Annotated in this window: 11 protein-coding genes; 7 read left to right on the top strand and 4 right to left on the bottom strand. The window is 70.4% G+C overall.

Annotation, left to right across the window (positions count from 1 at the left end; all coding sequences use genetic code 11):
- Window positions 1-16: 16 nt before the first annotated feature.
- Complete coding sequence (locus ACQRWP_RS07245) at window positions 17-1,099, top strand: LacI family DNA-binding transcriptional regulator (RefSeq protein ID WP_430501370.1); 1,083 nt, start codon at window positions 17-19, stop codon at window positions 1,097-1,099.
- 148 nt (window positions 1,100-1,247) lie between these two features.
- Window positions 1,248-4,709: an alpha-glucuronidase family glycosyl hydrolase gene (locus tag ACQRWP_RS07240; RefSeq protein WP_430501369.1), complete on the top strand. Its 3,462-nt coding sequence runs from the start codon at window positions 1,248-1,250 to the stop codon at window positions 4,707-4,709.
- A 245-nt stretch (window positions 4,710-4,954) separates the two neighbouring features.
- On the opposite strand, the gene ACQRWP_RS07235 is transcribed toward ACQRWP_RS07240, so the two are convergent.
- Entirely contained in the window at window positions 4,955-7,951 is a 2,997-nt protein-coding gene (locus tag ACQRWP_RS07235; protein ID WP_430501368.1) for a glycoside hydrolase family 95 protein, read from the bottom strand.
- A gap of 294 nt (window positions 7,952-8,245) precedes the next feature.
- On the opposite strand from ACQRWP_RS07235, the gene ACQRWP_RS07230 reads away from it, so the two are divergent.
- Together ACQRWP_RS07230 and ACQRWP_RS07225 are read left to right on the top strand one after the other, a co-directional pair.
- Window positions 8,246-8,551 (top strand): hypothetical protein, encoded by a 306-nt coding sequence (locus ACQRWP_RS07230; RefSeq protein WP_430501367.1) that lies wholly within the window; start codon window positions 8,246-8,248, stop codon window positions 8,549-8,551.
- Between the two features lie 78 nt (window positions 8,552-8,629).
- Window positions 8,630-9,637 (top strand): DUF3800 domain-containing protein, encoded by a 1,008-nt coding sequence (locus tag ACQRWP_RS07225; RefSeq protein ID WP_430501366.1) that lies wholly within the window; start codon window positions 8,630-8,632, stop codon window positions 9,635-9,637.
- Here ACQRWP_RS07225 and ACQRWP_RS07220 read toward each other — a convergent pair.
- The gene (locus tag ACQRWP_RS07220; RefSeq protein ID WP_430503149.1) at window positions 9,610-10,452 is read right to left on the bottom strand and encodes a helix-turn-helix domain-containing protein; all 843 of its coding nucleotides are present in this window, start codon (window positions 10,450-10,452) and stop codon (window positions 9,610-9,612) included. The two genes, ACQRWP_RS07225 and ACQRWP_RS07220, sit on opposite strands and share 28 nt — an antisense overlap.
- Before the next feature lie 183 nt (window positions 10,453-10,635).
- On the opposite strand from ACQRWP_RS07220, the gene ACQRWP_RS07215 reads away from it, so the two are divergent.
- From ACQRWP_RS07215 to ACQRWP_RS07205, 3 genes are all read left to right on the top strand, one after another.
- The gene (locus tag ACQRWP_RS07215) at window positions 10,636-10,980 is read left to right on the top strand and encodes a DUF1330 domain-containing protein (RefSeq protein ID WP_430501365.1); all 345 of its coding nucleotides are present in this window, start codon (window positions 10,636-10,638) and stop codon (window positions 10,978-10,980) included.
- A gap of 112 nt (window positions 10,981-11,092) precedes the next feature.
- A complete protein-coding gene (locus ACQRWP_RS07210; RefSeq protein WP_430501364.1) occupies window positions 11,093-11,968 on the top strand; it encodes an alpha/beta fold hydrolase in 876 nt (291 codons plus the stop codon).
- 141 nt (window positions 11,969-12,109) lie between these two features.
- A complete protein-coding gene (locus ACQRWP_RS07205) occupies window positions 12,110-12,508 on the top strand; it encodes a hypothetical protein (protein WP_430501363.1) in 399 nt (132 codons plus the stop codon).
- Between the two features lie 6 nt (window positions 12,509-12,514).
- Here ACQRWP_RS07205 and ACQRWP_RS07200 read toward each other — a convergent pair whose 3' ends face one another.
- Together ACQRWP_RS07200 and ACQRWP_RS07195 are read right to left on the bottom strand one after the other, a co-directional pair.
- Window positions 12,515-13,684, bottom strand: coding sequence for a hypothetical protein (locus tag ACQRWP_RS07200; protein WP_430501362.1), 1,170 nt, complete (start codon window positions 13,682-13,684; stop codon window positions 12,515-12,517).
- Window positions 13,681-14,196 carry a SigE family RNA polymerase sigma factor gene (locus ACQRWP_RS07195; RefSeq protein ID WP_430501361.1) on the bottom strand — a complete coding sequence of 172 codons (516 nt, stop codon included), beginning with the start codon at window positions 14,194-14,196 and terminating at the stop codon, window positions 13,681-13,683. The genes ACQRWP_RS07200 and ACQRWP_RS07195 overlap by 4 nt, the downstream gene beginning before the upstream one ends.
- Window positions 14,197-14,233 lie beyond the last annotated feature (37 nt).

The following is a 14,233-nucleotide window of genomic DNA, read 5'->3' as shown; positions in this document are numbered from 1 at the left end:
CGGGAGGAGCATGAAGATGCCCGACCACACCAGGCCGCCGGGAAAGCGAGTCACGATCTACGACGTCGCCCTCGAGGCGGACGTCTCACCGTCCACGGTGTCCCGCGCCTTCTCCCGACCGAGTCGCGTCAACTCCGAGACCGCCGAACGGATCCGGCAGGTCGCCGAGCGGCTGGGCTACCGGACCAACCCCCTCGCTCGCGCCCTCACCACGTCCCGTACGCAGATGATCGCGCTGGTCATCGCCGACATCACCAATCCGGTGTACGCGGAGATCGTGCGCGGCGCGCAGGAGGTGGCGGCCGACGGCGAATACACCACAGTGCTGATCGACGCCCAGGAGTCCGACCGGCTCGAACGGGCGGCGGTCGAACGCACCATGTCGACCGTCGACGGCATCGTGCTGGCCAGCAGCCGGATGTCCGACTCGGCCATCCGGATGGTCGCCAAGCAGCGGCCGGTGGTGGTCCTCAACCGCGCTCTCGCCGACGTGCCGTGCGTCGTCACGGACGACCCTCGTGGGGTGCGGCGGGCCGCCGAGCACCTCGGCGAGCTGGGGCACGACCACATCATCTACGTCGCGGGGCCGCAGGCGTCCTGGCCCAATGGCGTGCGCTGGCGCTCGCTGCTCGAGGCGGGCATGGAGCTGGAGATCAAGGTTCGCCAGATCGGGCCGTTCAGTCCCACGATGGCGGGCGGTGAGCGGGCGGCGCAGGAGCTGTACGCGCGTCCCGCGACGGCGGTCCTGGCCTTCAACGACCAGATGGCCATCGGGATCATCCGCGGTCTCAGCCGGATGGGCGTCAACGTTCCGGGCGACGTCAGCGTCGTGGGCTTCGACAACATCCTCGCCGCCGACATCGTCACGCCCGGGCTCACCACTGTCGCGGCACCGCTCTACGCGGAGGGCTCGGCCGCTACCCGGCACCTGCTCACGATGATCGAGGGGGCGCCCGGGCACACCGGCCGGCCGATGGTCCTGCCGGTACGCCTCGTGGTCCGCGACTCGACGGCCGTGCGCAACCTGAGCCCCGGTCGGGCCCGACCGTCGTGGGTACGGCAGCGGCCCGTTCCCGGCCCGGCGGCCCACCTGCCGTGAGGGCCGCACGGCCCCGCGACAAGAAACGACAACTCGTTGCCGAGGCGGAGCGACGCCCGGAAGGATCGACGCGCATCCATCCAGCAACGTCGTTGCGCTCGCCGGACGGGCCGAACGGCGTCTCCAGCGGACGAACGAGGAGATGGCGATGAACCGAGCTTCGGTGCCCCGGCTACGGCGAACCCTCATCGTGCTGGGCACGGCACTGGCCACCGTCGCGGCCACCCTCACGGTCGCCACCACCACGCCGGTCGCCGCGGCCCCGTCGCCGGACGACTACAGCGGCTCCGACCTGTGGCTGCGGTACGTGCCGGTCGACGACGCGAAGCTACTGCGCGACTACCGCCGCGCGGCCACGGCGATCGTGGTCGAGAACGCCGACACCACGAAGGTCCACCGGCACACGACGGACCTCGCCATGGCCCCCGGCTCCACCGAGAAGCTCGTCGAGACCACGCTGGGCGCCGCCCGGGACGAACTGGTCCGCGGCCTGGGCGGGCTGCTCGGTCAGCCGACACCAGTGGCGACGGTCGACGGCGACGCGGTCCCCGACGGCGCGATCGTGGTGGGCACGCCGACGAGTTCTCCGCTGGTGGGCCGCACCATCGCGACCCGCGACCTGGCCAAGGTGGGCGACGAGGGTTACCTCGTCCGCTCGGTGTCGAAGGGCAGGTCACGGTTCACCGTCATCGCCGGCAACACCGACCTCGGCGCGCTGTACGGCACCTTCGCCTTCCTCCGGCTGCTACAGACCCAGAAACCCATCGACCACCTCCGCGTCGCCGAGTCACCGAAGATCAAGCATCGGTTGCTGAACAACTGGGAGACCGAGCGCCTCTACGCCGGTAACAACGCCTCCGGAATCGGCGGGCTGAACGGGGAGAGCGGGGCGATCTTCAACTTCGCCGCGACCGGTGCCAGCGCCGGCCGGAACCTGCCCGTCATCCTCGACCGCTACCTCGTCATGGCCCGCGCGTTGGCGTCCCTGGGCATCAACGGCATCACCATCAACAACGTCAACGCCGACAACGCGTACCTGACCAGCGCCCGCATCGCCCAGGAGGCCGCCCTCGCCGACGCGCTGCGTCCGTACGGCATCAGGCTGGGCCTGTCGATCCGCTACACCGCGCCCACCGACAGCCGGTTCGCGCCGGACACGCTGACCAACAGCCAACTCGATCCGTACGGCGCCGATTTCCGGGGCTGGTGGCACCGCCGGGCCCAGCAGATCCAGGCCGCGATCCCGGACTTCATGGGCCTCACCGTCAAGGCCAACTCCGAGGGCCAGCCGGGGCCACAGGACTTCGGGTACGACCACGGTGACGGCGCCAACGCCATCGCCGCCGCGGTGGCGCCGCTCGGGATGACAGTGCACTGGCGGACGTTCGTCTACAACGCCGAGGTCGACAACGACCGGCTCAAGCGGGCCTACCTGGAGTTCGGGCCGATCGACGACGAGGTCCAGCCGGACGGCAGCCGGGGACGCTTCGCCGACAACGTGTTCCTCCAGACCAAGAACGGGCCACTGGACTTCCAGGCCCGGGAGCCCATCCACCCGATGTTCGGCCGGATGGAGAACACCAACCAGGCCCTCGAACTCCAGATCACGCAGGAGTACACCGGCCAGAACTGGATGCTGGCCTACCTCGGCCCGATGTACGAGGAGATCCTCAAGACCGACACGTACGCGACCGAGGCGAACGGGAAGCTGCTCAAGAAGCGCCTGGTCGGCAACATCGTCGACGGGACCGCCCAGCACCACCCGGACACCGCCATCGTGGGTGTCGCCAACCTCGGCAACGCCGACAACCTGACCGGGCACCACTTCGCCCAGGCGAACCTGTTCGCCTTCGGTCGCCAGGCGTGGGACTGGACGCTCGACTCGACGGACATCGCGACCGACTGGACGCGGATGACCTGGAGCAACGACCGGCGCGTCGTCGACACCATCCGCGCGATGATGATGGGGTCGTGGGAGTCGCTGGTCAGCTACCAGACGCCGCTGGGCATCGGCCACCAGTTCGCCGAGGGCGTCCACTACCGCCCCGACCCCGCCGACTGGGCGGGCCGCGACGACTGGAGCCCGATCTACTACAACAAGGCCGACAGCGTCGGTCTGGGCTTCGACCGCTCCCCCACCGGCAGCAACCTGGCCGCCCAGTACTTCCCCCGGTTGCAGCAGCGCTACGGGAACATCAACTCGGTCCCGGAGAACCTGCTGATGTGGTTCCACCACGTGCCGTGGGGCCATCGGATGGACAACGGCCGGACGTTCTGGGACGAGCTGGTCTACCGCTACCAGATGGGCGTGCAGTACGTGACCTGGATGCGGGAGACCTGGGACGCGCTCCAACCCGACATCGACGCACGCCGGTTCGCTGAGGTACGCGCCAAACTGGCGGTGCACGAGGCGGACGCCGCCGACTGGCGGGACACCTCGGTGAACTACTGGAAGGAGTTCAGCGGGCGGGACGTCCCGGTCGACGACGCGCCACTGTCCGCCACGATCGTCGTGAACGGGAAGAGGTTCGGCGGCTTCAACCTCTCGGACACTTCGTACACGATCCCGGTGCCGGCCGGGGCGTCGCCGACGATCACCAAGGTGCGGACGGCCGACCGGAAGGCCCGCTACGAGATCATCCGCCAGGCGGCCGGCGTACCCGGTCAGGCGGTCGTCAAGGTCACGACGGAGAGCTTCTTCGGCCCTCTGGTGAAGAACTACGTCTTCAACCTGGTGCCCGACACGACGCTGACGGCCCTGCGCGTCGACGGCAAGCGCCTGGCGTCCTTCGCGCCGACGGTGCTGCGCTACAACGCCCTCGTGCCGGCCGGCACCACGACCGTGCCGACGGTCACCGCCAGCGCCGCCGACCCCGCCGCCACGGTCGCGGTCGAGCAGGCGACCAGCCCCACCGGGCAGGCCCGGGTCACCGTCACCAACGGCGCAGCCTCGTCGACCTACACCGTGGACCTGAACACCACCATCACCGGCAGCGACGAGTTCGGCTCGACCCAGCTCGGCCCGCAGTGGCAGTGGGTCCGGCCGGACGAGAGCAACCGACGTCTGGCCGACGGGTCCCTGGTCGTCACCGCGCAGCAGGGCGACCTCCAGGGCAACGCCAACACCGCGAGGAACCTGGCCCTCCAGGACGTCGACGGCGACTGGACGGCCGAGTCCAGGGTCGTCTTCTCCCGCCCACTCGCCACCAACAACGAGCAGGGCGGTGTGCTCGGGTACGCGGACGACAACAACTACGTGAAGCTCGCCTGGGAGATGGGCAACGCGACCGCCGCCGTCAACAAGACCCGGATCGTCTTCCTGCGCGAGCAGAACGGCACCGCGTCGACCCTGGAGATCACCGGTGCCGACGCCCAGCGGATCGTCGGGGCTGACGGCGCCATCTGGCTGCGACTGACCAAGATCGGGGACAGCTACCGCGCCTACTACTCCAACGACGGAAGCGTCTACCGCTACCTCGGCTCCCAGACGCTGAACGTCGAGCCGACGAAGGCCGGGCTGCTGGCCTTCAACCGCGCCGGCACCTCCACCGACCTGGACGTCGCCTTCGACTACTTCCGGATCGAGAGCCGCGGCGAGCGCATCCGCTAACGAGTAAGTCCTAACTGCGTGTTGGCTGGCCCGGCATGCGGATGTGCGGTTGAGCGGTATACCTCAGAGTCATATTCATACCTCTGAGGTATATCGCTCAATACCGCGTCCGCCCCGACGGAGGCGACCGACGCCGGGACCGGCCCGGCATGCGGGTGTACGCGATCGTGCCCTGACACCGCGACCGGGCCCGTCCCCGGTTGGGACGGGCCCGGTCGCGCTCCCCCGAGCAGGATCCGTTGCCGTCAGCCCCCGACCGCGATGGCGAAGATGTGCATGGTCGGCACGTTCGTGGCGGGCCGGGCGCTGATGTTGGGCAACACGACAGAGGCCACCGCCTTGCTCTGCAACGCGACACCCACGTAGTAGATGCAGGCGGCGGTGGCCTGGCGGCCGTTGTTGGGCCGGTTCTGGTACGCGGACACGATGGCCGCGGTGCCCCCGGAGTGCGGCCCGCCGTACCAGTCGGGCGTGCTCAACGTGAACGTCTGGCGGGTGCCGTCGGCGTACACCACCGTGCCGGTCCCCGACACCGCGCCGTAGGTGCCGGTCAGCAGGAAGCCGAGCGTGCTGCCGGTGCCGGTCACGCCGATGGTCTGGCCCGAGGCGATGGCGTTGTCGGCGGACCCGGAGCTGACGTTGGGCCAGCGGAAGTTGACCCCGTTGCGGCTCACCGTGCCGCCCGGGCTCGCACCGGCCTGCGCCAGGGCCTGCGCGGAGAGCGAGGCCCCGCCGCCGTCGAAGTTGCCGACGTTGGTGTTGCTGTCGCTGGTGATGCCGACGTTGCTGAAGCTCTGTTCCAAAGTCGGCGTGGTGGCGCCGGAACTGGTGACCCGGTAGGTGCGTCCGGCCTGCACCGTGACGTCGATCAGGTCGGACTCGATCCGGGTGGTCCGGGCCGCCGTACCGTCGGCGGTGTCGACCACCGTGACGGTGCCGGTCAGGATCCGCGAGCGCAGGCGGACGGTGCCGGCCCGGTCCGGTCGGACGAGGATCTCGGTGGCCAGACCGCTCGCCCAGGTGACGCCGACGGTGTGCCCACCCCGACCGCGCAGGCCGGTCACCCGCCCGCTCGGCCAGGCCGGCGGCAGTGCGGGCAGGACGTGCAGCTCGCCGGCGTGGCTCTGCAACAGCATCTCGGCGATGCCGGCGGTGGCGCCGAAGTTGCCGTCGATCTGGAACGGCGGGTGCAGGTCGAACATGTTGGGCGCGAGTCGCGCGGTGGTGGCGAGGTAGCGGATCAAGTCGTGGGCCCGCTTGCCCTCCTCCATCCGAGCCCAGAAGTTGATTTTCCAGGCCAGTGACCAGCCCGTGCCGTCGTCACCGCGCAGCGCGAGGGTCCGCCGGGCCGCCTCGAACAGCTGCGGGGTACCGCGCTTGGTGATCTGGTTGCTGGGGGCCAGCCCGTACAGGTGCGAGATGTGCCGGTGGTTGGGCTCGGTCTCCACCCAGTCGTAGAGCCACTCCATGATGTTGCCGCGCGAGCCGACCTTCATGGGCGGGAGCCGGTCCCGGGTAGCGCGAACCTGCGCCCGGAAGGTGCTGTCCACGTCGAGGATCTCGCTGGCCCGGGCGCACGCGTCGAACAGGTCCCGCAGGATCTGGTTGTCCATGGTGGGGCCGGCGCACACGCTGGCGTTCGCGTGGTGGCTGAGCTCCGGCGAGTTCGACGGGTTGGTCACCAGGTAACCGAGGGTCGGCTCGGTCACCAGGGTGTTGAGGAAGAACTGCGCCGCGCCCTTCATGGCCGGGTAGTTCGTCCGCAGGAACTCGATGTCGCCGTTGAACAGGTAGTGGTCCCAGATCAACGTGGACAGCCAGGCGCCGCCGGTCTGCCACATGCCCCAGAACGCGCCGTCCACCACCGCGGTGGCCCGCCACGCGTCGGTGTTGTGGTGGGTGACCCAGCCACCGGCCCCGTACTGCACCTGGGCGGTCCGCGCTCCGGCGACGGCGAGATCTCTGACCATGTCGAAGACCGGGCCGTGACACTCGGCCAGGTTCGTGGTGTTGGCCGGCCAGTAGTTCATCGGCAGGTTGGCGTTGATCGTGTACTTCGAGTCCCACGCCGGGGCCAGCGAGTCGTTCCAGATGCCCTGGAGGTTGGCCGGCTGGGTGCCGGGCCGCGACGACGAGATCAGCAGGTAGCGGCCGTACTGGAACAGCAGCGTGGAGAACTGCGGGTCGTTGACGCTGTTGTGTTGGGCGATCCGGACATCCGTCGTCTGGTCGGCCGCGGACGTGCGGCCCAGATCGAGAGTGACCCGGCCGAACAATGCCTGGTAGTCGGCCACGTGCCGGCTGCGCAGCTGGTCGTAGCTGCTGGCCCGCGCGGCGGTAAGGCGCTGCCGGGCGATGCCCTGGTAGTCGCCGCCGACGTTGCGGTAGTTGACGTAGCTGGAGCCGATGGAGATCAGCAGGGTCACGCTGTTGGCGTTGGTCACCCGCAGGGTGCCGCCGGAGCTGGACACGCTGCCGCCGCTGACTGTCGCGTTGGCCAGGGCGAGGAGACGGACCGCGCCGGTGACGCCCTCCATGTTCCCGGAGACGCCGTCGAGGCCGATCGTGGTGCCGTCCGGGCTGGACACCGTGGTGCGCTGCGGGCTGTCGAACGTGGCGGTGAAGCTGATCGAGCCGGCGCGGTCGGCGGTCAGTCGTATCGCGATGACCTGGTCGGGCGCGCTGGCAAGCACCTCCCGCTGGTGACGAACGCCGTTCAGCACGTACGACGTCGTGACGGTGGCGGTGGTGAGGTCGAGCGTGCGGTCGTACTGCGACGCTCCACTGGCGGAACCGAAGGCCAGCCGGAGGTTGCCGACGGTCTGGTAGGCGAGCTGACCCCCGGGGTTGCCCATCATGGTCTGGTTGATCAGATCCTGGGCCTGGGTCCACTGGTTCGCATTGACCAGCCGCCGGATCTCCGCGAGCGCTCCCGCGCCTCGGGGGTTGCTGGGGTCGTGCGGCCCACCGGCCCAGACGGTGTCCTCATTGAGCTGAAGTCGCTCGGTGTCGACGTTGCCGAAGACCATGGCCCCGAGCCGGCCGTTGCCGATCGGCAGCGCCCGCAACCAATCGGTCCCGGCCCCTTCGTCGTACCAGAGGGCGAGGTCCCCGGCGGCCAACACCTGCGGCGGCGCCGCCGAGTCCGCTCGCGCCACGGCGGTCCAAGGCACCGGCAGGAGAGCACCGCCCGCGCCGGCCGCGCCGACCTTGAGGGCCTGCCGTCGGGTCAGGTCTGACATCGATCCTCCAAACGGTGACCAGTCCGGCCACCCCGAAGCGTGACAACTATGGGACTCGACATGGGGATCCGCTTGGTGGAGCCAACCGGGACCCTGCCTGAGCAGGCCGACGCCGGGCCTTGGCGAGCCAGACATCTGATGTGTTTCGGGAAGGTTACTCCGGGGCCGCAGAATAGGCAACGGTCGATCGATGCGTGGACAGCGCGGCCCACTGGCCGGTCAGCAAGACGCACGGGCGGGTGAGCAGCGGCGCACCGACCCGGCACAACACGGTGATCCGTCAGAATCACGCCGATGATCACCCACCCGGATGGACATACATCAGATGTACGGAGGCGGACGGCCGAGTCAGCGACCCTGCAGGCCGCATCGGGATTGCCCAGCACCCACCGGATCGACCCGGATCACATCAGCTGCGCGAGGCAGTGGGCCACGGCCGGCGTGCTCGCCGTCGACCCCGGGATGCAGGGCGACGGTGTGCTGGTGTTCAAGCACTCGGACGGCAGGTGGCAGAAGCTGGGCGAAGGCAGTGCTCTCGAATGCACCCCGTTCGGCATTCCGCCGGAGATCGGCGACCAGGTCGGCTGTCGCGACCGCTGAGCAGCGGCTCCCGTACGCAATCAGGTTGTTCTCTGCCGGCGCACGGGTGACCATGGGCGGCATGGCGGGAGCTCGGGGATGAGATCGCCTCTGCAAGGTGGACTACCGCCCGGCGGCGCGGTGGTGGTCGGGGCCGTCGTGGAGATCGCCTGCGACGAGTCGGGATTCTCGGGTACGAACCTGCTGCACTCGACCGCCCCGGTGATCACGCACGCGAGCGTCGACCTGGTCGTCAACGAGGCGGTCGCGCTCATCACCGCCCTGCGGTCCGGGTTCCGGTTCGCACCGCACGAGCTCAAGTCCGGCCGGTTCCTGCGCGGCTCGGGTGCGCAGGAGGCACTGGAGTGGTTCCTGGCGGCGCTCGCCGGCCGCGCGCACGTCCACCTCATCGACAAGGAGTTCTTCCTCGTCACCCGAATCGTGGACTTCCTGCTGACCGAGCCGTCGTACGCGGCGGGCACCCGCCTGGCCCGCGAGCACCACCCGGCGGCTCTCGCCCTGCACGAGGCCGGGCGCTCGGCCGGAGGCGACTGGGGCGCCTTCCTGTCGGCGTTCGTCGATCTGGTCCGGATGAAGCGGCGGCTTCCGGTCGAGCAGACCGTGCAGCGGTTCTTCCAGACCCGGGACGCGCTGCGGCGACACGGCCTTGGCACGGTGGCCGACGCCGTCCTCGACGGGCTCAGCCCGAGCCACGTGCGAGCAGTGGTGGCCAGGCTCGACGTCGACGACCGCACGGTCCCTCCCCCGCTGGAACCGCTGCTGCCGGCGCTGGCGGAGACAGTCCTGTCCTGGAGCGGCGGCCAGCGGCAGGTGTTGGTGACCCACGACGAGCAGAGCGCCCTGACGGCCGACCGGCTGACCCGCCTCCAGCGGGTGCTGGCCGTCGATGGCCACCCACGGTCGGCCGGCGGCGACCGGGCCGGGGCGTTGCCGAACGGGGTGTCACCCCTGGCGGGGCTGGTGATGGTCGACTCCCGCGACGATCCGCGCGTGCAGGTCGCGGATCTCCTCGCCGGAGTGGCCCGGCGGATGCCCGGCATCATCGACGACGCGTTCCGTCAGCCGCCGCCCGCTCCCGCAGGGTGACGGGCAGCAGCCGAGTCACGATCGGCACGGGCTCGGAGGGCTTGCGTGGTCGCCGAGTCGGCGGGAAAGAACGCCTCGACGGCCAGCCCGGCGACTGTGACATCCCGCGGCGTACCGAAGAGGGTCGTGGTGCTGACGAAGGACAGCTCCTGGTCGCCGTGCCGGTATCGCAGCGGCACGAGAACACGGGAGAGGGCATCGCTGACCGGTGTCGTGGCGACGTCGTCACCGGGGTAGCCGCGAAGCTCCTCGTGCAGGTCGTACAGGATCGGGTCGTTGGTTGACGCCGCCTGCTGGTGCAGCCGTTTCAGCAGGTGGGCGCGCCACTCGGGCAGGTTGACGATGCGCGGTGCCAGACCGTCGGGGTGCAGGCTGAGGCGCAGCACGTTGATCGGTGGGGTGAGCAGGTGCGGCTGCGCGTCCATGGTGAACAGGGCGACGGCAGGGTTGGCGTCGACGAGGTGCCAGTGCTGGTCCACGAGCAGCGCGGGGTACGGGCGGTGACCGTCGAGGATCTGCCGTACGGCGGCACGTACCGGCGCCAGCTCGGGGTCGCTCAGTTCGTGGCGCGGGTAGGCGGGCGCGTACCCGCCGGCCAGCAGCATCGTGTTGCGCTCGGCCAGCGGCATCTCCAGGTGTTCGGCCAGCCGCAGGATGAGGTCGGGGCTCGGCCGGGATCGCCCGGTCTCGACGAAGCTCAGATGCCGGGTCGACACTCCCGCCTCGATCGACAGGTCGAGCTGGCTCATTCCGCGAGTTCGGCGCCAGTCACGCAGCAGCTCCCCCACTGGTCGCCCCGGCCGGGTCGAGATCATCACTCAGCGACCCTAGTTCCGCGCCGGCACCCGGGCCATTACCTGCGAGGTAATCGACAGCCCACCAGGACAGCGGAGATAGTTCTTCCGGCACGACCGATCCGGTGCCGTGACGTGGCGGCCCACGCCGCCCGCCACCACCGCGACCCAGGGCAGAAGACCGGACGCAAAGGACAGGCAATCATGACCGCGTACGCACTCGCACACCTCCGCAAGGCACCCGTCCACGCCGAGGTGCTGACGTACCTGGAGCGAATCGACGCCACCCTCGCGCCCTTCGCGGGCCGGTTCATCGTCCACGGCGGCGCCATCGACGTCCTGGAGGGCGACTGGCCCGGCGATGTGATCGTCATCGAGTTTCCCGACCTGACCCAGGCCCGCTCCTGGTACCAGTCCAGCGACTATCAGGAGATCAAGCCCTTGCGGACGAGGCACCTCACCGGCGAGGTGATTCTCGTCGACGGAGTCGAGCCCGGCCACGACTCGTCGCAGGTGGCCGCGGCCATCCGCCGCGCCACCGATCGGTAGCCCCAGACCCTCGCCCCGCGCGGGCCGACACACGAGCGCCGTCCCGAAGAACCGGGTGGCTCGCCGTCCTCAAGGCACCCCGACTCAGGTCAGCCGGCCGTAGTCTCATCGGATGCAGGACATCCAGACGCACACCCTCGTCATTCCCGGCGTCGACCTAGTCTACGACGTCCGCGGCCCGCTTCCCCCCGCTGGCACCCATCGTGCACTACTCATGATCGGCCAGCCGATGACGGCGGAGGGCTTCACCGCGCTCGCCCCGCACTTCACGGACCGCACGGTCCTCACCTACGACCCGCGTGGCCTGGGCCGCAGCGTCCGCAAGGACGGTCGGTCCGACCACACGCCCCAGCAGCAGGCCGCCGACCTGCACGCGCTCGTCCAGGCGCTCGACGTCGGTCCGGTCGACGTGTTCGCCAGCAGCGGCGGCGCGGTGACCGCGCTCGAGCTGGTCGCCACCCACCCCGACGACGTCGCCACCCTGGTGGCGCACGAACCGCCGATCAACGCTGTGCTCCCCGACGCCCCGGCCGCCGAGCGCGCCCGAGCCGGCTTCTATGAGGCGTACCAGGCGAAGGGCTCGGGTGCGGGGATGGCCGCGTTCATCGCCATGACGTCCTGGCAGGGCGAGTTCACCGATGCCTACTTCGCCCAGCCCGTTCCCGACCCGGCGATGTTCGGCATGGCCGCCGACGACGATGGCCGCCGCGACGATCCACTGCTGTCGCAGAACTCATGGGCGATCACCGACTACCGTCCCGACGCGAGCGTGCTCACCGCCGCGCCCACCCGGATCCTGGTCGCGGTCGGCGAGGAGTCCGCCGGCACGTACACCGCTCGCACCGCCCTGGGCCTCGCGGCGCTGCTCGGCCAGGAGGCCGTGGTGTTCCCGAGCCACCACGGCGGGTTCCTCGGCGGCGAGTTCGGCTACGCGGGCAAGCCCGAGGAGTTCGCCGCGCGGCTGCGGGAGGTGCTGGACGCCGGCTGACGTCCGCTCAACGGGTCGTGTCGGGGTAGACGCTGGACGTCGGATCTCGTGCGGCTGTCCGACCAGCCGTATCGTGAGACGCGGAGACGGCGATCCGCCGCCTTCGATTGAACGCCACCTGCGGCGGTCGAGGAGAACGAGATGACTGGTCTGGCGACCGTCGGCGCAATCGTGGGCGTCCTGCTCGTCGGTCTCGTGGTCCTGGTCGGCAAGCCGGCCGACAGCCGGTCGGTGCTCAGATGGTCGGCCCTGGCGATCACCGCCCTGGTGGCCGCCGCGCTGGCTCCCTTCACCGTGGACGACTCGGGCGCCGCGGCCAGCTATCTGCTCGGCGTTCCCGTCGTCGCGGCGCTGCTGCCCGTTCTCGCGCAGCGGGTCGGTCGGCTGACCCTGGTCGCCGATCTGGTGGCCGCGCTCGTCCTCACCGGATGGGGTCTGCTGCTCGGGCTGGGCATCGGTGTCGCGTTCCTACCAGCGGTGATACTCCTGATCGCCAGCGCCGCGGGCACCTGGGCGCCGCGACCGTCCACCACCACGTGAAGCCCCTCAGCGTGTGCACCGCCAGACCAGCGGCCGGTATGCCTGGTTCTCGTAGACGGCCCCGACCACCGTCAGACCGTCGTCGCTGATCCCCTCGGCCATGTACGTGCCCGCCTCGGTCGCCCGGACCTCGGGTCGGCCCGGCAACCAGCGGGAGGTGCCGTCCGGGGCCACGACCAGCGGCGCACCGTCGGCGACCAGCACATCACCATTGCCGGCGATGCCGCTCGCCCCCGGGAAGGGCAACAGGCTCACCGCTCCGGTGGCGAGATTCCACCGCACCGGCAGCATCTGCACGGCGCCGTTCCGCCGGCCGCCGGGAACCATGCCGATCGCCCATTCGCCCCGCGCCGAGTCGACCGACGCCCGCGGGTAGCCGTCGGGCACCGTCAGCGCCGCCCCGACGCCCTGCGGCGTCCACCGGTAGGGCCGTTCGCCTACGTTGCCGACGATCGTGCCGTCCTCGGTGATCCCGGTCGCGGACGACCCCCGCTGGCCGACCAGCCGGTGCTTCTCGGGGTGGTCCGTCGACCACAGCACAGCCTGGTGGGAGTCGTCGGACCTGCGCGCGGTGCCGACGATGTCGCCCCGGCCGTTGACCGCGTGCACGAGCACCGCCTCGTAGCCGGGCGGGGTGTCCAGGAAACGCAGCTTCCCGTCCCGGTACAGCCAGCCGGCGCCGTCGCCGTTGGTGCCGACCACGTCGCCGCTGGCGTTGACCGCCGCCGCGTGCCGCGCGGCAGCCGGCAGGACTACCGGCCGGCCGTCGGTCCACAGCACGACCCGTCCGTCCTCCCGCCCGGTTCCGATGTCGCCGACGATGTGCCGCCCGGTGGGGTCGACTCGGTTGGCCACCGCTACCGGACCGCCGACCGGCTGCGGCAACCACGACGCCTGGCAGGTGACCGGTGGGCGCGGGGCGGCCGACCCGGTCCCCGCCGGTGACACCGCGAGCGGCGGCGTGGTGGGAATCGGCGGGCTGGCGGTCCCGCCGACCTGGACGGCACCCACGACACCGATCCCGGCCAGCACCGTCAGCGCGGCGATCCCGCCGACGCGCCGACGCTGACGGCGCCGCCGGCCGTCGCGGACCGCCCGGCTCAGGTCGACCCGCGGCTCCGGTACCGGCACCGACCGGAGCAGCTCGGCGATCCGCTGATCGTCTTCCATGGTCATCTCGGACTCCTCACTGACATCTCGGTGACGTCGAGCATCTGGCGGACGGCCGCCAACGCCCGAGCCGTCTGCGACTTCACGTTGCCTTCGGAGCAGCCCATCGCGGCGGCCGTGTCGGTCAGCGACAGGTCGCACAGGAAGCGCAGGACCAGCACGGTGCGCTGGCCGCGCGGGAGGCGGGCGAGCGCGGCGAGCAGGCTGTCCCGCTCGGCCAGGTCGTCGTGCGGCGTCACCGGCGAGCGCTCCGGCTCCGGCACCGCCCCCAGCAGCCGAACCTTCGCCCAGCTCAACCGCTTCTCATCGACGAGCTTGTGCACCAGCATCCGATGTACGTACGCGTCGACGTTGTCGGCCCGGCTGACCCGGCGCCAGTTCACGAAGAGCGCCGTGACCGTCTGCTGCACCACGTCGTCGGCCAGATGGGCGTCGCCGCACATCAGGAACGCGGTCCGATGCAGGCTCGGCAGTCGCGCGGAGACGTACTCCACGAACTCACCCTCGGCATCCACCATCGAGGCTCCCTCCTCCGCAAGCTCGACGGGACCGGAC

This window comes from Micromonospora trifolii (genome assembly GCF_050516465.1).
GTDB lineage: Bacteria > Actinomycetota > Actinomycetes > Mycobacteriales > Micromonosporaceae > Micromonospora > Micromonospora trifolii.
This window is presented reverse-complemented; position numbering and strand designations above follow the sequence as displayed.

What these genes read in the sequence shown, in the direction of transcription:
- ACQRWP_RS07200 (WP_430501362.1), bottom strand. Translation starts at nt 13,684, where the DNA reads ATGACCATGGAAGACGATCAGCGGATCGCCGAGCTGCTCCGGTCGGTG.
- ACQRWP_RS07245 (WP_430501370.1), top strand. Translation starts at nt 17, where the DNA reads ATGCCCGACCACACCAGGCCGCCGGGAAAGCGAGTCACGATCTACGAC.
- ACQRWP_RS07220 (WP_430503149.1), bottom strand. Translation starts at nt 10,452, where the DNA reads ATGATCTCGACCCGGCCGGGGCGACCAGTGGGGGAGCTGCTGCGTGAC.
- ACQRWP_RS07195 (WP_430501361.1), bottom strand. Translation starts at nt 14,196, where the DNA reads ATGGTGGATGCCGAGGGTGAGTTCGTGGAGTACGTCTCCGCGCGACTG.
- ACQRWP_RS07230 (WP_430501367.1), top strand. Translation starts at nt 8,246, where the DNA reads ATGATCACCCACCCGGATGGACATACATCAGATGTACGGAGGCGGACG.
- ACQRWP_RS07215 (WP_430501365.1), top strand. Translation starts at nt 10,636, where the DNA reads ATGACCGCGTACGCACTCGCACACCTCCGCAAGGCACCCGTCCACGCC.
- ACQRWP_RS07225 (WP_430501366.1), top strand. Translation starts at nt 8,630, where the DNA reads ATGAGATCGCCTCTGCAAGGTGGACTACCGCCCGGCGGCGCGGTGGTG.
- ACQRWP_RS07235 (WP_430501368.1), bottom strand. Translation starts at nt 7,951, where the DNA reads ATGTCAGACCTGACCCGACGGCAGGCCCTCAAGGTCGGCGCGGCCGGC.
- ACQRWP_RS07210 (WP_430501364.1), top strand. Translation starts at nt 11,093, where the DNA reads ATGCAGGACATCCAGACGCACACCCTCGTCATTCCCGGCGTCGACCTA.
- ACQRWP_RS07205 (WP_430501363.1), top strand. Translation starts at nt 12,110, where the DNA reads ATGACTGGTCTGGCGACCGTCGGCGCAATCGTGGGCGTCCTGCTCGTC.
- ACQRWP_RS07240 (WP_430501369.1), top strand. Translation starts at nt 1,248, where the DNA reads ATGAACCGAGCTTCGGTGCCCCGGCTACGGCGAACCCTCATCGTGCTG.